The sequence below is a fragment of the Nocardia alba NBRC 108234 genome (genome assembly GCF_001612665.1).
Classification (GTDB): domain Bacteria; phylum Actinomycetota; class Actinomycetes; order Mycobacteriales; family Mycobacteriaceae; genus Nocardia; species Nocardia alba.
This window is the reverse complement of the sequence record NZ_BDAX01000015.1, coordinates 85,305-104,514: the sequence shown is the minus strand read 5'-3', so window position 1 is coordinate 104,514 and position 19,210 is coordinate 85,305. Positions and strand designations below refer to the sequence as shown.

The window sequence follows — 19,210 nt, the reverse complement described above, 5'->3', positions numbered from 1 at the left end:
AGTACTTTTCGCACGTTACACAGATCTACGAGCAGGCAAAATGGCTTACAGATGCCGAAATTTGTGGAAGCGACTCTGCGAAGTTGTAAAAATTGCGAAAGGCGTAGGTGCTAGATTCGGGTCATGCAGAAGACGTATGTGGGCGCACGGCTGCGCACGCTGCGCGACCGACGCGGCCTCTCGCAGACCGCGATGGCGAAACTGCTGGAGCTATCGGTGAGCTATATCAATCAGCTCGAGAACGATCAGCGCCCGCTCACCGTGCCCGTACTGCTCAAGCTGAACGCCACCTTCGACCTGGACGTGGGATTCTTCGCCACCGACACCGACGCGCGGCTGCTGGCCGATCTGCACGAGGTGTTCGTCGAAGATCCCGACACCTCCGCCATCAGCAATGCCGAACTCGAGGACCTCATGGCGCGGGTGCCCGCCGCCGCGCACCTGCTGGTGAATCTGCACCGCAAGCTGCGCGGCGCGACACAGCAGCTCGAGCAGATCTCCGCCGGTCTGGAGGGACCGGTCACGGGCACAGCGGCCGCCACTCCCTATGAGGACGTGCGCGATTTCTTCTACGATCGCCGCAACCACATTCCCGAGCTGGATCTCGCCGCCGAATCCCTGTTCGCCGAGAACCGGCTCAGCATCGGCGGATTGGACCTGCAACTGACCCGACTGCTGCACGAGCGGTACGACGTCACCGTCACGATCCGCTCGGACGCACCGACCGAGCCCGGCTCCAAGCGCGTGTTCGATCCCGCCGCACGCCATCTCACCCTCGCGCGCAGACTCTCGGCCGGTCAGCGCGCCTTCCAGCTCGCCACCCAGCTGGCCTTCCTGACCCACGGCGACACGATCGAGGCCATCACCGCCACCGTGCGCATGCCGGCCGAATCCCGTGACCTGTTGCGGGTCGGTCTGGCCAACTACTTCGCCGGAGCGCTGATCCTGCCCTACACCCGGTTCCGCGACGCGGCCGAAGAGTTGCGCTACGACATCGAGCTGTTGTCGTCGATGTTCGAAGTCGGTTTCGAGACCGTCTGTCACCGGTTGTCCACGATGCAGCGCGCCGGTCAGCGGGGTGTGCCGTTCTTCTTCGTGCGCACCGACCGAGCGGGCAATATCTCGAAACGACAGTCCGCCACAGCTTTTCACTTCTCCCGCGTCGGCGGCAGCTGCCCGCTGTGGGTGGTCCACGACGCGTTCGCCACACCGGGGCGTATCCGTACCCAGATCGCCCAGATGCCCGATGGCCGAAAATATCTGTGGCTGGCCCGCACCACCGACGAGAGCACACCGGGATTCCTTTCCGCCACAAGAGATTTCGCGATCGGTCTCGGGTGCGATATCGCCTACGCCGAGAAACTCGTGTATTCGCACGGGTTGCCGTTGCACGACGACGCCACCGCGGTCCCGATCGGCGCCGGCTGCAAGGTGTGCGAACGCTCCCGCTGCGCACAGCGGGCGTTCCCGCAGCTCGGCCGCGCTATCCACGTCGACGGCAACCGCGCCGCCAATACCCCCTACACACCCGCCGACCTTCCTACCGCCGAGCGGAGTTGAGCGAGCGCACCTTCGGCCGCTGCCCGTGGCCACCACCGTGCGGGCAGCAGTGGCCACAGAGCACGCGTCCCCACACGCGCGAGGTGGACCCCGATCACCGCCCGGGCAACGGCGCCGCTCCCACGCCGTACCCCAGATCGGTCAGCACCTCACTGGTCGCCTTGGCGAAGTTGAGTGTGATGAAGTGCAGGCACGGCGCCCCTTCGACGATCAGACGTTGTGCCATCTCGGTGGCGATCGCGATGCCCTCGGCCCGCACTGCCGCCCGATCAGGTTGCGAGCCGGTTCCCGCGGCCCGGCGCAGGCGTGCCATAACCGGCTCGGGCAGCCCGCGACCGCACAGTTCCTCGGCACGAGCCACCGTCCGCAACGACGTGATCGGCATCAGCTCGGGAATGATCGGCTTGGCGCCCTGCTCCGGGTCGAGGGCGGCGACCCGATCCCGCAACCGCAGATAGTGCTCGACGTCGAAGAACATCTGCGTGATCGAATACTCCGCACCCGCGCGGAGTTTGGCCACCAGGAACCGCGTGTCGTGGTCCAGATCCGGCGACCGGTGATGGCCCTGCGGAAACGAGGCGACCCCGACGTGGAAATCACCCAGGTCCCGGACGATCCGCACCAGTTCCTCGGCGTAGTCCACGCCTTCGGGATGGCGCGACCACGGACCGAGCGGGTCTCCGGGCGGATCACCGCGCAGTACCAGCAGATTCCGGATCCCGGAATCGGCGTAGGAACCGACCAGCGACCTCAACTCGGCCACACTGTGCCCCACCGCGGTCAGGTGCGCCACCGGCAGCAACGTCGTCTCCCGAGCCAGGTCGCCGGTGATGCGGACCGTGCGGTCCTTCGTCGAACCGCCCGCCCCGTAGGTCATCGACACGAACGCGGGATGCATACGCTCGAACTCACGCACCGCCCGCCACAACCGGGACTCGCCGGCAGCATCACGTGGCGGATTGAACTCCACCGAGAACGGCACACCCGCACCCCCACCGACGTGAGTGAGCAGGCTCTGTGCCACCGAATGGCTTGGGCCGCCGTCGGTTTCGCGACAGTCGGGTCGCCTGGAATCAGTTGTTGTCATCGCTTGCTCTCCTCGTCCCGCGTCGAACCCGCCGAGACAGGGCGCTCAGGCCGACTTCCCATCCTCGAGGCCCTGATACAGCGGGACACTCCGAGCCGACTCGGACACGTGGTGGATGCGACCACAGCGGAACTCCATTGGCTTGCAGGCGAACAGCCGTCACCCATCGCGCGCACGCTACCGGTCGCCCCCGTGTCGACACGGGGGACAGCGCGGCGGTACGCCCGGTCCACGAGGCGACGACCGCCGGACACGGCGTGTCCGGCACAGCGGCAGGTCTTCGGACTCGCAGGCGCCGACCTATCCGGTCGATCTACCGGCCGTCGCTTCCCGGACACAGGTCCAGTGCTGATGACGGCTTTCGTTCCTGCTCACCGCTGCGGGACAGTCCCGGATTCCCACCGGGTTCCCTCTTCACCGCACAACGGTCCGTTGCGCGAAATGTCGACACCGGCGGCGGCGCGGGGGCTCCCGTCGTCCTCGCCACCGGCGAACCAGCTGCCGATCCAGCATACGGTCCCACCGACCGCTGTGGTGCCCCGGCCCGGCTACCGCGCCACGCACATCGCGACCACGACTATCATGATCGGGCAGCTGGTTCACGTTCACCGTGCCGAGTCGGAGCCCCGACTCGCGGCGATCGTGTCGAACCGGACGCCGGACCCTCGGCGACCGGTGAGAGGGAACCCGGTGGAATTCCGGGACTGTCCCGCAGCGGTGAGTGGGAACGACCGCCGTCATCACGCACTGGGTGAACACCCGGGAAGCGACGGCCACTAGGTCGGCCGAACCAGGCCGGTGCCCGCGAGTCCGAAGACCTGCCACTGTGCCGGACACGCCGTGTCCGGCGGCCACCGCCTCGTGGACCGGGCGCGCGGACCGACCTCTCCGACCTGCCGGGAATCCCGGCACCGGTGCCGCGACGCGCCACCCGGGTCGACGGTCGACGCTCCCCCGGGTAAGTCGGCGGCCGTCCGCACCGCACTGGAGACGATGACCGTGGCAGTCCCACACACTCCTTTCACCGCGACCGTTCTCGGTCTCCCCCGGATCGGGCCGAATCGGGAACTCGAACGCGCCGTCGAGGACTACTGGGCCGGAACCATCGATGCGGACCGGCTCCACGCCGCCGGCCACGAACTGCGACTGGCTCACCTGAGCGTGCTGGCCGCGGCGGGCCTCGACTCGATTCCCGTCGGCACCTTCTCCTACTACGACCAGATGCTCGACACCGCGGTCATGCTCGGCGCACTGCCGTCACGGGTTCACGACATCGCGGATCCCCTCGACCGCTACTTCGCCGCCGCGCGTGGTACCGACGCCATCGCCCCGCTCGCGATGACCAAGTGGTTCGACACGAACTACCACTACCTCGTGCCCGAGATCGACCGCGAGACACGGTTCTCGCTGCATCCGGAGAAGCTGCTCAGCGAACTGGCCGAAGCCGTCGAACTCGGGATCCCGGCGCGTCCGGTGGTCATCGGGCCGCTCACCTTCCTGCAGCTGGCCGAGCACGCCGACGGTCGGGCGCTGGACCGACTGCCCGAAGTGCTTCCCCTCTACCAGGATCTACTCGGCCGACTCGCCGACGCCGGAGCCACCTGGGTTCAGTTCGACGAACCGGTCCTGGTCACCGACCTCACGGTCGGCGAGCTCGCCGGGCTTCGCACCACCTACGCGGCGCTGTCCAGTACCCAGCACCGGCCCGCCCTCCTCGTCGCCACCTACTTCGGGCACCCCGACAGCGCCCTGGCCGCCCTCGCCGACATGGGAATCGACGGCGTCGCAGTGGATTTCACGGCAGGTACCACCGTCGACGCCATCGCCTCGGTGCCCGCGCTGACCCGTAAGCTGGTGGTGGCCGGCGTCGTCGACGGACGCAACATCTGGCGCACCGACCTGGACGCGGCGCTGAGCACCCTCGGATCGCTGCTCGGCAGCGCCGGCTCCGTCGCGGTATCGAGCTCGTGCTCCCTGTTGCATGTCCCCTACTCGCTCACCCCTGAAACCACCCTCGACGAGCGACTGCGTTCGTGGCTGGCCTTCGGCGCCGAGAAGGTCACCGAGGTCGGCATCCTGGCTGCCGCGATCACGCACGGCACGAACACCGTCGCCGCCGAACTGCGTGCCGCGCGGGCCGCGACCGAGTCCCGGCGCACCGATCCGCGCCTACACGACAACGCGGTCCGGGCCCGGCTGGCAGCGCTCACCCCGGGCGACACAACCCGTGCTCCAGCAGCCGAACGGCTGGTGAAACAGCGTGCGCACCTGAACCTTCCGCTGCTGCCGACCACCACCATCGGTTCCTTTCCGCAGACCTCGGCGATCCGCTCGGCCCGCGCGGCGCTGCACTCGGGCGAGATCGACGACGCCGAGTACGTGCGCCGGATGCGGTCCGAGATCGATGACGTCATCGCGTTGCAGGAACGTCTCGGCCTGGACGCCCTGGTACACGGGGAACCCGAACGCAACGACATGGTCCAGTACTTCGCCGAACTCCTCGACGGATTCGCCGTCACCGAGCACGGCTGGGTCCAGTCCTCCGGAACCCGCTGTGTGCGCCCGCCGATCATGTACGGCGACGTCGCCCGGCCCGCGCCCATGACCACCGACTGGATCGGATACGCCCAGTCGCGCACCGACAAGCCGGTCAAGGGGATGCTCACCGGGCCGGTCACGATCCTGGCCTGGTCCTTCGTCCGCGACGACCAGCCCATGGCCGACTCCGCCCGCCAGGTGGCCCTGGCCATCCGCGACGAGGTGGCAGATCTCGAGACCGGCGGCGCGCGCATCATCCAGGTCGACGAACCCGCGCTGCGCGAGCTGCTCCCGCTGCGCGCCGCCGAACAGTCGCGGTATCTGGCCTGGTCGGTCCAGGCCTTCCGGCTGGCCACCTCCGGTGTCGCCGACACCACCCAGATCCACACTCACCTGTGCTGTTCGGAGTTCGGCGAGGTGATCGGCGCCATCGCCGAACTCGACGCCGATGTCACCTCGATCGAGGCGGCGCGCTCGCGCATGGAGGTGCTCGACGACCTCGACGCCGCGGGGTTCGATCTCGGTGTGGGGCCCGGCGTCTACGACATCCACTCACCCCGGGTCCCCTCGGTCGAGGAGATCACCGATGCTTTGCGGGCAGCGCTGAAAGCTGTCCCCCGCGAACGTCTCTGGGTCAATCCCGATTGCGGTCTCGAGACTCGCCGGCCCGCCGAGGTGGAAGCCGCGCTGCGCAACCTCGTCGCCGCCGCGGCCGCGTTGCGCTGACCGTGGACTCCCACCACCGATCACCCTAGTGCTCAACATGATTCGATCGGCGCGCAAGCGGCGGATCGACGGCGACGCGCTGGCCACGAAAATCGCCTTCCTCGAGTCGAATCCGGCTGGCGACCGGCCTCAGCGCAGCACGCTGACGCTCGCGGCGGACCGGTTGGGGCCGGTTCGGGATATCATCAGCGCGGCGATCGTCGAGGGAACACCGGTGTGAATCCGGGGCTGACGCGCAACGGTAACGGCCTGACCAGGCCCGAGCCCGACCACTCGGCGACTGTCGCACCATTTTTTCAGGCTCCGCGATCGAGCCCTGACGAAGGAGTTCACGCGCGATGCGCCTGGCCTTACGGCACTTCTGTGTCTTCTTATCGCTCACTTCGACCCTGGCTGTCGCCGGGTGCGCGACCAGCGAGACCGATCCCGCGCAGGGTTCGAACGCCGGTTTTCCGCTCACGATCCAGAACTGCGGGCACGCGGTCACCATCGCCGCACCGCCACAGCGTGCGGTGTCGTTGAATCAGGGATCGACCGAGATCCTGCTGTCGCTCGGGCTCGCCGATCGCCTGGCCGGTACCGCGACCTGGACCGACCCCGTGCGCGCCGACCTGGCCGAAGCGAACGCCACAGTGCCTCGGCTCGCCGACAACAAACCCTCCTTCGAGGTGGTGCTCGGTGCCGAACCCGACTTCGTCTCCGCGTCCTTCGGCGGCACCCTCGGTCCCGGCGGCGTCGCCGAGCGCGACCGCTTCACCCAGCTCGGCGTCCCCACCTACCTCTCGCCCACCGACTGCGACGGCAAGTCCGCGGTGAGTGTGAACTCCGACGGAGCACGCACCGAACCCCTGCGCATCGACTCGGTGTATACCGAGATCCGGCAATTGGCAGCGATCTTCGATGTCGAAGAGCGGGGCGAGGCGCTGATCGCCTCGCTGCGGCAGCGCCTCGAGGCGGCGACCGCCACCGCCGGCGCGCATGCCGCGTCGACCATCGCGTTCTGGTTCTCCGACCTGCGCACCCCGTACATGGCCGGGTGCTGCGGGTCCTCGGGGATCATCACGAACTCGGTCGGCGCGAAGAACGTCTTCGCCGATACCACCGACGAATGGCCACAGGTCAGCTGGGAAACCGTCGCCGACCGCGACCCCGCGGTGCTGGTGCTGGCCGACCTGAGCCGGCGGACCATCGAGGGCGACGCGCTCGAGAGCAAGATCGCCTTCCTGCGGTCGCATCCGGTGACCTCGCGGATGACAGCGGTGCGCGAACAGCGATTCGTCGTCGTCAACGGCGCCGACCTGAATCCGTCACTGCGCACGGTCGACGGCGTGGAGAAACTCGCCGCGGCGCTGGCGCAGTGGGGACCGGTCCGCTGAGCGGGCTCGCGCCAGGGCGAAGTACCGCCGTCATGGCGATCGGGCTGGTCGCGGGCTGCGCCGTGTTGGCGATCTCGATCGCCCTCGCCCTGACCATCGGCCCCGCCGACCTCTCGGTGGGCGAGGTCTACGCGGTCGTGGGCGAACATCTCGGATTCGGCCGAGCCGGGGTGAGCCGGATCAAGGACGGCATCGTGTGGGAACTGCGCCTGCCCAGGACCCTGCTCGCCGCCGTGTGCGGGGCGGGACTGGCCCTGTGCGGGACGATCCTGCAGTCGGTGCTGCGTAACCCGCTCGCCGATCCGTTCGTGCTCGGCATCTCCTCCGGCGCGTCGACCGGCGCGGTGCTGGTGGCGGTACTCGGGCTCGGCGCCGGCTCGATCTCGTTGGCGGCGGGCGCCTTCGGCGGGGCCGTGGTCGCCTTCGCGCTGGTTCTGATCCTGGCGGCGGCGGCAGGCGGCGGTACCGCGCGGATCGTTCTCGCCGGTGTGGCGGGCACCCAGTTGTTCTCCGCTCTCACCTCGTTCATCGTGGTCTCCAGCGCCGACGCGGAGCAGACCCGCGGGATCCTGTTCTGGTTGCTCGGCTCGCTCGCGGGCGCGGACTGGGCCGATGTGGTGGTGTGCGCCACGGTGACCGGCGTCGGTCTGGTGATCTGTCTGAGCCGTGCTCGCGCCCTGGACGCGTTCACCTTCGGTGCGGCCTCCGCTGCCGCGCTCGGCATACCGGTGCGGGCGACCAGGGCACTGCTGCTGGGGGTCACCGCGTTGACGACGGCGGCGCTGGTGAGCGCGGCCGGTGCGATCGGGTTCGTCGGGCTCGTGCTCCCCCACGCGGCCCGCTTCGTGGTCGGGCCGCGCCACAGCAGACTGCTGCCCACCGCGGTTGTCGCCGGTGCGGTGTTCACCGTCTGGGTCGATGTCGTCGCGCGAACCGTCTTCGCGCCCACCGAGATTCCCGTCGGCGTCGCCACCGCGTTGATCGGCGTGCCCGCGTTCATCGCGCTGCTGCTGCGGAATCGAGCGATGGCATGACCTTGCGCGCGCAGGAGCTGCGCTGGACCCGCGGCGGTCATCTGATCCTCGACGGCGTCACCGTCGAGCCGGTCGAGGGCGAGACCATCGGCTTGCTGGGACCCAATGGATCGGGCAAGTCCTCGTTGTTGCGGCTGCTCAGTGGTATCGGACATCCCGACAGTGGCCGGGTGCTGCTCGACGACACCGACATCGCGAGACTGCGCCGGCATCGGATCGCTCGCCGCATCGCGGTCGTCGACCAGCATGCCGACACCGAGGTCGATATCACCGTCGAGGACGTCGTCTCCCTCGGGCGCATCCCCCATCGTGGTGTGTTCGGTGGTGATGCCGCCGCGGACGCCGCCGCGATCCGGGAATCGCTGTCCCACACCGGGATGACCGACAAGGCCGGCGATCGCTGGCACACCCTGTCCGGCGGTGAGCGCCAACGCACCCAGATCGCCCGCGCCCTCGCCCAGCGACCCCACGAACTCCTGCTCGACGAACCGACGAACCATCTCGACATCCGCCATCAGCTCGACATCCTGGCCCTGGTGGCCGCACTCCCGATCACCAGCTACATCGCGTTGCACGACCTCAACCTCGCCGCGATGTTCTGCGACCGGGTCCTGATCCTGGACGAGGGGCGCGTGGTCGCGATGGGGCGTCCCGCCGAGGTGATCACCGCCGAACTGATCGAGCAGGTGTATCGGGTGCGGGCACAGGTCAGCACCGATCCGGACCACGGCTACCCCGTCGTCTCGTTTCGGCCCCGGCGACCGGGACCGTCGACCCGAACCGACTTCACGCCCTGATCACCGGCACGAATCCAGTATTAAAATATTGATCTACATCTGATATATTCTTGGCAGGATTCACGTCGAAGGGAACTATTCGCAGTGACGACACGCCCCACCCGGCCCCGCCGCACCACGCTGGCCGTGCCCGGATCCAGCCAGAAGATGATCGACAAGGCACGCGATCTCACCGCCGATTCCCTGTTCCTCGATCTGGAGGACGCGTGCGCGCCCGCCGCGAAGGCCGACGGTCGCAAGATCATCGCGACCTCGCTCAACGAGGGCGGCTTCGGCGCGAAGACCCGCACGGTCCGGGTCAACGACTGGACGACACCGTGGACCTACGCCGACGTTGTCGAAGTCGTCGGTAACGCGGGTGCGAATCTGGACTGCCTGATGCTGCCGAAGACGCGCAACGCCGGCGATGTCATCGCGCTGGATCTGCTGCTCACCCAGGTCGAGAAGGCCGAGGGCCTCGAGGTCGGCAGAATCGGCCTGGAGATCCAGATCGAGAACGCGCAGGGCCTGCTCGCGCTCGAGGCCATCGCCCTCGCCAGCCCACGGATCGAGACCATCGTCTTCGGCCCGGCCGACTTCATGGCGTCGATTCAGATGAAGACGCTCGTCGTCGGTGAGCAGCCGCCCGGCTACGACGTCGGCGACGCCTACCACCACATTCTGATGAGCATTCTGATGGTGGCCCGCGCGCACGATCTGCAAGCCATCGACGGCCCGTACCTCGCCATCAAGGATCTCGACGGACTGCGCCGCGTCGCACAGCGTTCGGCCGCACTGGGATTCGACGGGAAATGGGCACTGCACCCGAACCAGATCGACGCGCTCAACGAGATCTACAGTCCGCGTCAGAGCGACTACGACCACGCCGAGAACATCCTCGACGCCTACGCCTGGCACACCTCGGGCGCGGGCGGTCATCGCGGCGCGGCCATGCTCGGCGACGAGATGATCGACGAAGCGTCGCGGAAGATGGCACTGGTCGTATCGGCGAAGGGCAGGGCGGCCGGGATGGCGCGCACCGAGATCTGGCAGCCCGCCGAATGAACTGTGTGCGTTGTCCACCGAGTAGATCCGGGGCCGAAGATGACCACCTCATCCGCTGAACACGACGAAGCTCACCACATCTCGACAGAGCAGTTCCGCACCGCGTTCCGCGGTCATCCGGGTGGGGTGTCGGTGATCACCGCCGACGCGGGCCACGGCCCGGTGGCGTTGACGGCGACTTCGGTCGCCTCCGTCAGCGTCGATCCACCCGCGCTGATGTTCTCGGTGTCGGAGAAGTCCTCGAGCGCGCCCACCCTGCGGGCGGCGGACACGGTCGTGGTGCACCTGCTCGGGGCGGACCAACTCGCGCTCGCCGAACTCGGAGCCACCAGCGGCATAGACCGATTCGCCGACCGGTCGATCTGGAAGCGGCTCCCCACCGGCGAACCCTATTTCCCGGCCGCGCGCGCCTGGGTGCGCGGCCGGATCACCGCACGCTTGGATATCGGCAGCCCACGCAGTTCGAGTGTGCTCGTGGTGGCGGCCCTACAGGTCGACAGGAGCGGGCCGCCGCACGCCCACGATCCCGCGCTCGTCTATCACGATCGTGTCTGGCACCAACTCGGATCGCACTCCCGGATCGCCGGGTAGGCGTTCGCTATCCGGACGAGATCCCGAGTTCGGTGTCGGCCAGTCGCGCGCTGAGCAGTTCGGCGGCGGCGCGGAAGTGCTCCTCGGTGACGGTGCGCGCGGCGATCGCGTCACCTTTGGCCAGGGCGGATACGAGTTGTTCGTGGTCTTCCACCGAGCACGGTACCTGTTCCGGGAAGAGCTCGAAGAAGCGTCGCGGGACCATCCGTCCGGCATCGCCGAGCATCCCCTGCAATCGGGGAGATCCGCAGGCGCGGTTGATCTCTCGATGGAACAGCCAGTTCAGCGTGGCGACATCGTCGCCCGCCTGGGCGGCGATCCGGATCTCGCGGTGCAGTTCACGCACCCGCAGCAGTTGGCGCGGCGTGATCTTCTGCGCCGCCCATTGCGCGGCCACACCGGACAGGGCCGCCATGAGGGTGAAGTTCTCGAGCGTCGTTTCGGCGGATACCCCGATCACGATCACACCGCTGCGTTGCGCGACCCGCACCAGGCCCTCTTGCGCCAGCACGAGACACGCTTCGCGCACAGGCGTGCGGCTGGTGCCGAACTCGGCCGCGGTGGCGTCGAGATCGATGCGGGCGTCGCGAGCGAGTTCTCCCGCCAGGATGCGTTCGCGTAGCGCGTCGGCCAGCCGTTCGCGTTCGGTGCGCCGGGTCCGGTCGACCTCATCGACCTCACCGACCGCCCACGGCCCCTGCCCAAGCTCGGTCATCGGTCACTCCTGTCTCGAGTCACGCAGAATATCGCGTTTCGGGCCTGCCCGGCCCGGCCGCCGCGGCACACCACCACACCACGGCCCACTCTCGGAGCCACACAGCGCACTCGACAACCTCGCCGATGAGGGGTTGACAATCTCCTCCTACGGCTTAAATATATCAGTCACACACTGATATATTTATTGAGAGGCTCCCGATGTCCACACCGAGATCCGACCGTATGACGCTGGTGGCCTTCATGCAGGCATCGAACGTGTCAGTCTTCTCCGGTTCGTGGCGCTACCCGAGCACGGCGCCCGACTACCTGGATCTGCGCTACTACCAGCGCATCGCACGCACGCTCGAAGACGGCTGTTTCGATCTGATGTTCTTCGACGACCGACTCGCGATACCCGCGATCTACGGCGACTCGGTGGCCGATGCCGTCAAATACGGCGCCCGCCCGATCAAGCTGGATCTCACCGCGATCCTCGGCGCGGCGGCCGCCGCGACCGACCGTCTCGGCCTCGGCGCCACCTACTCCACGACCTATTACGAGCCGTTCCACGTCGCCCGCACCTTCGCCACGCTCGATCACCTCAGCGGAGGCCGTGCCGCCTGGAACGTCGTCACCTCGGTCAACGACGCGGAAGCCCAGAACTTCAGCGTCGACGCCCATTCCGAGCACGACCGGCGATATGACCGGGCCGAGGAATTCATCGACGTGGTCACCAAGCTCTGGGACTCGTGGGAAGACGACGCCATCACCGGCGACAAGGAATCCGGCATCTTCGCCGACCCCGAAAAGGTCCACGCACTGCACCACCGGGGCGAGTTCTTCACCGTCCGCGGGCCGCTGACCGTGCCGCGCACCCCGCAGGGCCGTCCGGTCATCATCCAGGCAGGCCAGTCCGGGCGCGGACGCGACTTCGCCGCGAAGTGGGCCGATCTCATCTTCACCGGTGATCCGAGCCAGAAGGCCGCCGCCGAGCACTACCGCGAGCAGAAGGAACTGGTCGCGGCGGCGGGACGCGAACCCGATTCGGTGCGCCTGCTGCCCATGGTCTACGTGATCGTCGGCGAGACCGAGCAGATCGCCAAGGAGAAAGAGGCGATCTTCCTCAACGAGCTCGTTCATCCACTGGCGTCGCTGACGCTGCTGTCGGAGGTCACCAACCACGACTTCGCCGGCCACTCCCTCGACGATGTCGTCACCGACGAACTCATCGATTCGGTGTCGGGCATCCGCGGCCTCGTCCAGGGAGTCAAACGCCACCTCGGCGATCAACCGCTGACCCTGCGCGTACTGGCCAACCATCGCGCCACGCTGTTGCAGGGGCCGCGCTTCGTCGGCACCGGCGCGCAGATCGCCGAACAGATGGGGCAGTGGTTCGAATCCCGTTCCTGCGACGGATTCGTCGTCGCCGCGACGCACTTCCCCGGATCATTCGAGGACTTCGTGCGGATGGTCATCCCCGAGCTCCAGCAACGCGGACTCGCCCGGTCCGAATACAGCGGCACCACCCTGCGCGAGAACCTCGGCCTCGAACGACCGGCCTGCGCGTTCACCGCCGCGACCCACGAAGTGCCCGCCGGTGTCTAGCGCGACTCCCGCACCGCGCAGCCGGATGCTCGAGGGCATCCGGGTCCTCGACATGGCGACCCTGGCCGCGGCGCCCTTGGCCGCCACCTATCTCGGTGAGTTCGGCGCCGAGGTGATCAAGATCGAACAACCGCGCGGCGGCGACGCGATCCGGGGCTGGGGCGCGCAGAAGGACGGAGTCGGCCTGATGTGGAAGAGCATCGGCCGCAACAAAAAGTCGGTGACCATCGACCTGCGCACCCCCGAGGGCCAAGACCTGGTCCGCGATCTGGCGCGCGGCTGCGATGTCATCGTCGCCAACACCCGCCCGCACACGCTCGCGCGGTGGGGCTTGGACTACGCCACCCTGCGCGGCGTGAACAGCCGCATCGTCATGCTGCATGTCACCGGCTACGGCCTCACCGGCCCGAAATCGACACGACCGGGCTTCGGCACCCTGGGCGAGGCCATGAGCGGATTCGCCCACACCACAGGAGAATCCGACGGGCCGCCCACGCTGCCCTCGTTCATGCTCGCCGACGGCGTCGCGTCGCTGAACGCCGCCTATGCGGTGATGATGGCGCTCTACCACCGAGACGTGCACGGCGCCGAGGGCCAGCTGATCGATATCAACCTCATCGATCCACTGGCCCGATTGCTCGAGCAGTCCGTGGTCGCCTACGACCAGACCAGCGCGATTCCCCGGCGGGCGGGCAACAAATGGGATATCTCCGCCCCCCGCAACACCTACCGCACCGAGGACGACCGGTGGCTGGCCATGTCGGGCAGCGCGCCGACCATCGCGCTTCGCGTCTTCCGCGCGATCGGGCGGGCCGACCTCGCCGAGGATCCCGACTTCGCCGATCCGCAACGTCGCCTGGCCCGCTCCGCCGAAGTGGACGACGTTGTCGCCGAATGGGTCTCCCAGCGCACCCTCGCCGATGCCATGGCGGTGTTCGAGGATTTCGAGATCGCCGCGGCGCCGGTGTACGACGTCTCGGAACTGATCGACGACGAGCAGATGCGCTATCGCGAGGTCTTCGTGCGCGTCGAGGACGCGCAACTCGACACCATGCTCGTCCAGGCCCCCGTGCCCCGCTTCTCCGACAACGCGGGCATCATCGACGGGCTCGGTCCCGAGCTCGGCGCCCACACGGCCTCGGTACTGCGCGAACTACTCGGCCTGTCCGACAACGAGATCGACACGTTGCGCGCACGCGACATCATCTGACCAGCCGCCGTTCAGGAGAGAAAGACATGATTACCTTCCGTAGACGTTCGGAATTGGCCACGCCGGCAACCAACGACCGGATGTTCGCCAAAGCGGCGGCCTCCGATGCCGACCTCGTCTTCCTCGATCTCGAAGATGCCGTCGCCCCGGCGCTGCGCGAACAGGCCAGGGCCAAAGCCGTCACCGCGCTCAACGACCAGGACTGGGGATCGACCGCACGCGCGGTGCGCATCAACGGCATCGACACCAGATGGGCCTACGCCGACATCATCGAGCTCGTCACCGGAGCGCGCGACAACCTCGACACCATCATCGTGCCCAAAGTGACTGCCGCGCGCGATGTCTGGTGGGTCGATGTCCTGCTCACCCAGATCGAGGCCACCATCGGCCTCACCGAACCGATCCGCCTCGAGGTTCTCATCGAGGACGTGGCCGGCGTCGCCAACGCCCAGGCCATCGCGACCGCGAGCCCGCGACTCGACGCGCTGATCTTCGGAGCCGGCGACCTCTCGGTGTCCCAGCGCGCGCGGGTCGACACCAACTTCAAACCCCGCGTCAGCTACCCCGGCGATTTCTGGCACTACGCCAGGATGCAGGTGCTCACCGCCGCGCGCGTCGGCGGAGTCCTCGCCATCGACGCGCCCTACCCGGACTTCAAGGACGAAAGGGGATATGCCGAGGAGGCCGAACACGCCGCCGCGCTCGGCTTCGACGGCAAATGGGCCATCCACCCGGCGCAGATCGCCATCGCCAACGAAGTCTTCGCCCCCACCCAGGCGGAAATCGAACGGGCACAACGCAACCTGGACGCTTACCGCACAGCAGAGGCGCAGGGACTCGGCGCGACCAGCGTCGACGGCCAACTCGTCGACGCCGCGCACGTCAAGCTCGCCATGGCGGTTCTCGCACAGTCGCCTCGGGCCTAGGGCTCGCATTGTCTACGGACGCGGCAATTGTCATGCGAACACAGACCCCTGTGGTCGGACTGCTCGACAGCGACCCCACCGATCACCTCGTGACCTGGGTTGTCGGCGCCCCGGACACCGTCGCACTCGAACACGCTGTCCGGATAAACGCCACGGACCTTCGCGACGCGCAGCAACAGTCGATCCGCGCTCGCGCGGCATCCGACCCCGGGCCCCCGCTGGTCCTCCTCGATATCGAGGTCCTCATCGATATCTCCGCCGAAGCCGCGCGAGGTCACCTTCACTGCGCACACCACACCGTTTCCACACCGGGTACCACCGATCCATCGATCACCAGCTACGTCGGGACGGTGCGGGGACTATACGACCTGATCCGCGACCTACACGCGCTGGCGATCGCGGACGGGGTTGTCCTGATCCCCCTCGCCCCGGACCCGACTGTCGATCTTGTGACCAGCCGCCTGCCACTACTGTTCACCGCAGCCTGATATCGCTGAACTCCGTTGCGGCCCAACGGAATCACGCTGGACTCGACAGGGAAGAGTCGCCGAACCCGGGGCTCAGCGGCAGGCCGATCAGCCCGGCCCGGACACAGCCATCGGGCAGCTGGTTCCGGGCCGAGAGTTGCGTCGCGGCGGCGAAAGGGAGGCCAGTGTGCGGGCTGGACGCCGCGGTTCCCGTCCACGATCAGGCAATGCGGCGACGGCGCGGCGCGTCGGCCTCGGCGAGCAGCGCGGCGTGGCTCAACTCGATGATCCTGGATAGTGCAGACGAATGGACCCGGCGCATTCGACCGTGATAGAGACTCGTCATGTCGTTGTCACCGTCAGTACTTCTTCTCGCCGCGTTGCCTTCGCCTGATGTGAGCTCGCCTGGGTGTTCACGACGGTGACCGATATCGACGCCGATTCGACGCACTCGACCGAGCAGACTCGCCTCACCACCACACCTCGCCGTCGGGTGGAGTATCGCTCCGATCTGGATGGGTTACGGGGGCTCGCGATCGCGTTGGTCGTCGTCTTCCATGTGTGGTTCGGGCGTGTTTCCGGTGGTGTAGACGTCTTTCTGGTCCTGTCGGGGTTCTTCTTCACGGGCTTGCTGCTGCGTCGGGCGGAGTCGGCGGAGCAGGCCTGGGCATGGTCGGTCGTGCGCCGCACGCTGCGACGACTCGTCCCGGCTATGGCGGTGGTGCTGGCGGCGGTCGTCGTCGCGACAGTGGTCTTGCTGCCGTATACGCAATGGTCGACGGTGGCGGCGCAAATCCTGTCGTCGCTGTTCTACTACCAGAACTGGCAGCTGGCGCTGACCTGGTCGGACTACCTGGCCGCCGATCCTTCGGTCAGTCCGCTGCAACACCTGTGGTCGATGTCGGTGCAGGGGCAGTTCTACCTGGCCGCGCTGCTGACGGTCGCGGCGGCCGCATGGCTGTGCGCGCGACTCGCACAGCCCGCTCGAACTCGCGCGGCCGTCGGCGTGGTCGTGGTCGCCGTGTCGGTGGCCTCCTTCGTCTACGCCGCCGATGGCGTCGCCACGAATCAGGGATGGAACTACTACGACAGCTTCGCCCGCGGGTGGGAGTTGCTGGCCGGTGCCGGGCTCGCCGTCGTGGCGCCTTCGCTGGTGTTGTGGCGGCCGGCGCGCGTCGTGCTCTCGGTGTTCGGTGTTCTCGGTGTCGTGCTGTGCGGGTGGCTCGTGATCGACGGCGCCAACCGGTTCCCCGGCCCCACCGCCCTGCTGCCGGTCTGCGCGACAGTCGCGGTGATCCTCTCGGCGACGCGACTGCGGTTCGCCGACTGGCCGTGGCCGAACCGGCTCCTGGCGCACCCGATCATGGTGTGGCTCAGCGATATCGCCTATCCCCTGTACCTGTGGCATTGGCCGATCCTGATCTTCTTCCTCACCGAACGCGGAAACACCCACGCCGGTCTGGTGGGCGGCATCGGGGTGATCGGGTTGTCCGTCGTGCTGGCCTGGGGGACGCACCGCTGGATCGAGCAGCCACTGCGCTCTTCGCCGGGCGGCAGCGACGACGCCGGGGACACACGAGCGCGAAACCTCGTCGTGTGCGCGGTCGCGGTGTTGCTGGCGGCGACTCTGACCGTCACCGCCGGATGGCAGTTCGCGGTGATCCAGGTCAAGCCACCGGTCGCGGACGGACAGCTCGATCCGGAGAAGTACCCGGGCGCGGAGGCGTTGGCCTCCGGCGCCGCGACGCCCGACGAACCGATGCGACCCACCGTTTTCGCGGCGCCCACCGAAGTCCCCCCGCCCACCGGGGACGGCTGTATCGCGGACTGGGACACCCGCGAGGTCGTCACCTGTACCTATGGCGACGTGGATGCCGATCGAACCCTGGCACTGGTCGGGAGCTCCCATGCCGAACACTGGCTACCCGCACTCCAGGTACTCGCCGCCGAACACTCGTTCCGCATCCAGGTGTACTTGAAGATGGGCTGCCCGCTCACTCTCGCCGAAGAACCGACGTACAAGGGCGAGCCCATCCCCGATTGCCGGGATTGGTCGGCCGAGGTGATCGACCGCCTCGATGCCGACCGGCCCGACTGGGTGTTCACCACCGGCACCCGGCCCCGAGACCAGGGCGGCGACGAGACGCCCGCCGACTATCTCCACGTCTGGGCGGCACTGTCGGACCGCGGTCTCAACCTGCTCGCCATCCGCGACACCCCGTGGTTGCGCCGCGGAACCATCCGATACAAAGCCACCGATTGTCTGGCCGGCGGCGGGAACCGCACCAGCTGCGGCATGCGCCGCGAGGACGCGCTCGACCCGATCAACCCTGGGCTGGCACCTGCGTCGACCTTTCCCAACGTCTTCCCGATCGACCTGACAGACGCGGTGTGCGAACCCACACTCTGCGCGGTAGCCGAAGGCAATATCCTGATCTACCACGACGAACACCACCTGACCGCGAGCTACTCCCGATCCCTGGCCGGACCACTCGGACGGGAGCTGCAACCGATCCTCGGGTGGTGGTGAGACGATCGAGAGGAGATCCACCGGTGGCACGTGACGGACAACGTCGCCTTGCCTGGCTCGGCGTGCTCGCGGTGTCCATCCTCGCCCTCGGGTATCTCGCTGCGGAACTCTCGGCGCCGGCCGAGACGGTGGCAGTGGAGGCCGCGGCGATTCCGCGAACCCCGATGCGCATCAGTTACGGCAACTCACCGGAGACTTTCGGCGACCTCTATCTGCCACCGACATCGAACACCCGGCTGCCCGTGGTGGTTCTGATCCACGGCGGCGGATGGGCGCACAACCGCACCCTCGCACAATTCGACGCCCATGCCCGAGCGCTGGCAGACGACGGCGTCGCCGTGTGGAACATCGAATATCGCCGGGTGAACGCCGGCGGCGGATGGCCGACCACGCTCACCGATGTCGATGCCGCCGTCAACGCGCTGGCCACTGTTGTCGCACCACGCCTGGGCAACCTGCTCGACCTACAGCGGGTTCACCTCGCTGGGCACTCGGCCGGCGGCCACCTCGTCGCCTGGACAGCCGGACACCGCTCCACCGAACCACCCCGACATCCCGCGATCCGCATCCGCAGCCTCACCCTCATGGCCGCGGTCCTCGACATGGAGCTGGCCGTCACCGAGAGTCGGGATTCCTTCGTCCCGAAACTCCTCGGCGGCACACCCGCGGAGGTGCCCGACCGCTACCGCGACGCCTCCCCTATTCACCACCTCCCACCGAAAGACGTTCGGATCACGGCATTGCACGGCGCGAACGACCGAGTCGTGGCACCGTCGCAAAGCCACCGCTACGGCGAAGCCGTCACCCGCGCCGACGGCACCGCCGAGGTAAGAATCCTGCTCGGTATCGGGCACGGTGAATTCGCTGACGCCGGGTCTACCGCATGGAGCGCAGCGCACGACGCCATCATCGGCCACGTCACCGCCATCGGCTGACAACTCGGCTCGCCAACGGATAGCCGTGCACCCTGGCCGAATAGATTCACCATCGACGCTCCGATGCGCCCCGACCTGACCGGAAGTG

Annotated in this window: 17 protein-coding genes and 2 riboswitches; of the genes, 14 read left to right on the top strand and 3 right to left on the bottom strand. The window is 67.8% G+C overall.

What is annotated here, in order from left to right; genetic code table 11:
* Positions 1 to 123: 123 nt before the first annotated feature.
* Positions 124 to 1,560 (top strand): short-chain fatty acyl-CoA regulator family protein, encoded by a 1,437-nt coding sequence (locus NA12_RS17585; RefSeq protein ID WP_067451929.1) that lies wholly within the window; start codon positions 124 to 126, stop codon positions 1,558 to 1,560.
* A gap of 94 nt (positions 1,561 to 1,654) precedes the next feature.
* Here NA12_RS17585 and NA12_RS17580 read toward each other — a convergent pair whose 3' ends face one another.
* Positions 1,655 to 2,647 (bottom strand): methylenetetrahydrofolate reductase, encoded by a 993-nt coding sequence (locus tag NA12_RS17580; protein WP_084472853.1) that lies wholly within the window; start codon positions 2,645 to 2,647, stop codon positions 1,655 to 1,657.
* A 254-nt stretch (positions 2,648 to 2,901) separates the two neighbouring features.
* Positions 2,902 to 3,096, bottom strand: a riboswitch (cobalamin riboswitch).
* A 231-nt stretch (positions 3,097 to 3,327) separates the two neighbouring features.
* Positions 3,328 to 3,467, top strand: a riboswitch (cobalamin riboswitch).
* 173 nt (positions 3,468 to 3,640) lie between these two features.
* Here NA12_RS17580 and metE point away from each other — a divergent pair.
* The 7 genes from metE (at position 3,641) to NA12_RS17550 (ending at position 10,753) form a co-directional block, all read left to right on the top strand.
* Positions 3,641 to 5,911 carry a 5-methyltetrahydropteroyltriglutamate--homocysteine S-methyltransferase gene (gene metE / locus NA12_RS17575; RefSeq protein ID WP_067451925.1) on the top strand — a complete coding sequence of 757 codons (2,271 nt, stop codon included), beginning with the start codon at positions 3,641 to 3,643 and terminating at the stop codon, positions 5,909 to 5,911.
* Positions 5,912 to 5,948: 37 nt separating this feature from the next.
* The gene (locus NA12_RS35135) at positions 5,949 to 6,131 is read left to right on the top strand and encodes a hypothetical protein (RefSeq protein WP_424453538.1); all 183 of its coding nucleotides are present in this window, start codon (positions 5,949 to 5,951) and stop codon (positions 6,129 to 6,131) included.
* Positions 6,132 to 6,249: 118 nt separating this feature from the next.
* On the top strand, positions 6,250 to 7,287 hold the full coding sequence (locus NA12_RS34425) for an ABC transporter substrate-binding protein (RefSeq protein WP_067451923.1): 1,038 nt from the start codon (positions 6,250 to 6,252) through the stop codon (positions 7,285 to 7,287).
* A gap of 32 nt (positions 7,288 to 7,319) precedes the next feature.
* Complete coding sequence (locus NA12_RS17565) at positions 7,320 to 8,321, top strand: FecCD family ABC transporter permease (protein WP_067452058.1); 1,002 nt, start codon at positions 7,320 to 7,322, stop codon at positions 8,319 to 8,321.
* The gene (locus NA12_RS17560; RefSeq protein WP_067451920.1) at positions 8,318 to 9,118 is read left to right on the top strand and encodes an ABC transporter ATP-binding protein; all 801 of its coding nucleotides are present in this window, start codon (positions 8,318 to 8,320) and stop codon (positions 9,116 to 9,118) included. The genes NA12_RS17565 and NA12_RS17560 overlap by 4 nt, the downstream gene beginning before the upstream one ends.
* A gap of 84 nt (positions 9,119 to 9,202) precedes the next feature.
* Positions 9,203 to 10,162: an HpcH/HpaI aldolase/citrate lyase family protein gene (locus tag NA12_RS17555; RefSeq protein ID WP_084472852.1), complete on the top strand. Its 960-nt coding sequence runs from the start codon at positions 9,203 to 9,205 to the stop codon at positions 10,160 to 10,162.
* A gap of 39 nt (positions 10,163 to 10,201) precedes the next feature.
* On the top strand, positions 10,202 to 10,753 hold the full coding sequence (locus NA12_RS17550; RefSeq protein WP_067451917.1) for a flavin reductase family protein: 552 nt from the start codon (positions 10,202 to 10,204) through the stop codon (positions 10,751 to 10,753).
* Between the two features lie 7 nt (positions 10,754 to 10,760).
* Here the strand turns inward: NA12_RS17550 and NA12_RS17545 are convergent, their stop codons facing one another.
* A complete protein-coding gene (locus tag NA12_RS17545; protein WP_067451915.1) occupies positions 10,761 to 11,468 on the bottom strand; it encodes a GntR family transcriptional regulator in 708 nt (235 codons plus the stop codon).
* A gap of 200 nt (positions 11,469 to 11,668) precedes the next feature.
* On the opposite strand from NA12_RS17545, the gene NA12_RS17540 reads away from it, so the two are divergent.
* From NA12_RS17540 to NA12_RS17525, 4 genes are read left to right on the top strand one after another with little or no spacing between them, the layout of a single operon-like run.
* The gene (locus tag NA12_RS17540) at positions 11,669 to 13,054 is read left to right on the top strand and encodes an LLM class flavin-dependent oxidoreductase (RefSeq protein ID WP_067451912.1); all 1,386 of its coding nucleotides are present in this window, start codon (positions 11,669 to 11,671) and stop codon (positions 13,052 to 13,054) included.
* Between the two features lie 25 nt (positions 13,055 to 13,079).
* Complete coding sequence (locus NA12_RS17535; protein ID WP_067451910.1) at positions 13,080 to 14,264, top strand: CaiB/BaiF CoA transferase family protein; 1,185 nt, start codon at positions 13,080 to 13,082, stop codon at positions 14,262 to 14,264.
* Between the two features lie 26 nt (positions 14,265 to 14,290).
* Positions 14,291 to 15,190 (top strand): HpcH/HpaI aldolase/citrate lyase family protein, encoded by a 900-nt coding sequence (locus NA12_RS17530; protein WP_067451907.1) that lies wholly within the window; start codon positions 14,291 to 14,293, stop codon positions 15,188 to 15,190.
* 32 nt (positions 15,191 to 15,222) lie between these two features.
* Positions 15,223 to 15,678: a hypothetical protein gene (locus tag NA12_RS17525; protein ID WP_132369981.1), complete on the top strand. Its 456-nt coding sequence runs from the start codon at positions 15,223 to 15,225 to the stop codon at positions 15,676 to 15,678.
* Between the two features lie 199 nt (positions 15,679 to 15,877).
* Here the strand turns inward: NA12_RS17525 and NA12_RS34665 are convergent, their stop codons facing one another.
* Positions 15,878 to 16,003, bottom strand: coding sequence for a hypothetical protein (locus NA12_RS34665; protein WP_255284089.1), 126 nt, complete (start codon positions 16,001 to 16,003; stop codon positions 15,878 to 15,880).
* Positions 16,004 to 16,066: 63 nt separating this feature from the next.
* Between NA12_RS34665 and NA12_RS17520 the strand changes: the two genes are divergently transcribed.
* Together NA12_RS17520 and NA12_RS17515 are read left to right on the top strand one after the other, a co-directional pair.
* Entirely contained in the window at positions 16,067 to 18,187 is a 2,121-nt protein-coding gene (locus NA12_RS17520) for an acyltransferase family protein (protein WP_307188352.1), read from the top strand.
* 23 nt (positions 18,188 to 18,210) lie between these two features.
* Positions 18,211 to 19,122, top strand: a complete 912-nt coding sequence (locus tag NA12_RS17515) for an alpha/beta hydrolase (RefSeq protein ID WP_067451901.1) — start codon at positions 18,211 to 18,213, stop codon at positions 19,120 to 19,122.
* Positions 19,123 to 19,210: the final 88 nt, after the last annotated feature.

Coding starts and splice junctions, on each gene's coding strand:
- NA12_RS17585 (WP_067451929.1), top strand. CDS start 124: ATGCAGAAGACGTATGTGGGCGCACGGCTGCGCACGCTGCGCGACCGA.
- NA12_RS17580 (WP_084472853.1), bottom strand. CDS start 2,647: ATGACAACAACTGATTCCAGGCGACCCGACTGTCGCGAAACCGACGGC.
- metE (WP_067451925.1), top strand. CDS start 3,641: ATGACCGTGGCAGTCCCACACACTCCTTTCACCGCGACCGTTCTCGGT.
- NA12_RS35135 (WP_424453538.1), top strand. CDS start 5,949: ATGATTCGATCGGCGCGCAAGCGGCGGATCGACGGCGACGCGCTGGCC.
- NA12_RS34425 (WP_067451923.1), top strand. CDS start 6,250: ATGCGCCTGGCCTTACGGCACTTCTGTGTCTTCTTATCGCTCACTTCG.
- NA12_RS17565 (WP_067452058.1), top strand. CDS start 7,320: ATGGCGATCGGGCTGGTCGCGGGCTGCGCCGTGTTGGCGATCTCGATC.
- NA12_RS17560 (WP_067451920.1), top strand. CDS start 8,318: ATGACCTTGCGCGCGCAGGAGCTGCGCTGGACCCGCGGCGGTCATCTG.
- NA12_RS17550 (WP_067451917.1), top strand. CDS start 10,202: ATGACCACCTCATCCGCTGAACACGACGAAGCTCACCACATCTCGACA.
- NA12_RS17545 (WP_067451915.1), bottom strand. CDS start 11,468: ATGACCGAGCTTGGGCAGGGGCCGTGGGCGGTCGGTGAGGTCGATGAG.
- NA12_RS17540 (WP_067451912.1), top strand. CDS start 11,669: ATGTCCACACCGAGATCCGACCGTATGACGCTGGTGGCCTTCATGCAG.
- NA12_RS17535 (WP_067451910.1), top strand. CDS start 13,080: ATGCTCGAGGGCATCCGGGTCCTCGACATGGCGACCCTGGCCGCGGCG.
- NA12_RS17530 (WP_067451907.1), top strand. CDS start 14,291: ATGATTACCTTCCGTAGACGTTCGGAATTGGCCACGCCGGCAACCAAC.
- NA12_RS17525 (WP_132369981.1), top strand. CDS start 15,223: ATGCGAACACAGACCCCTGTGGTCGGACTGCTCGACAGCGACCCCACC.
- NA12_RS34665 (WP_255284089.1), bottom strand. CDS start 16,003: ATGACGAGTCTCTATCACGGTCGAATGCGCCGGGTCCATTCGTCTGCA.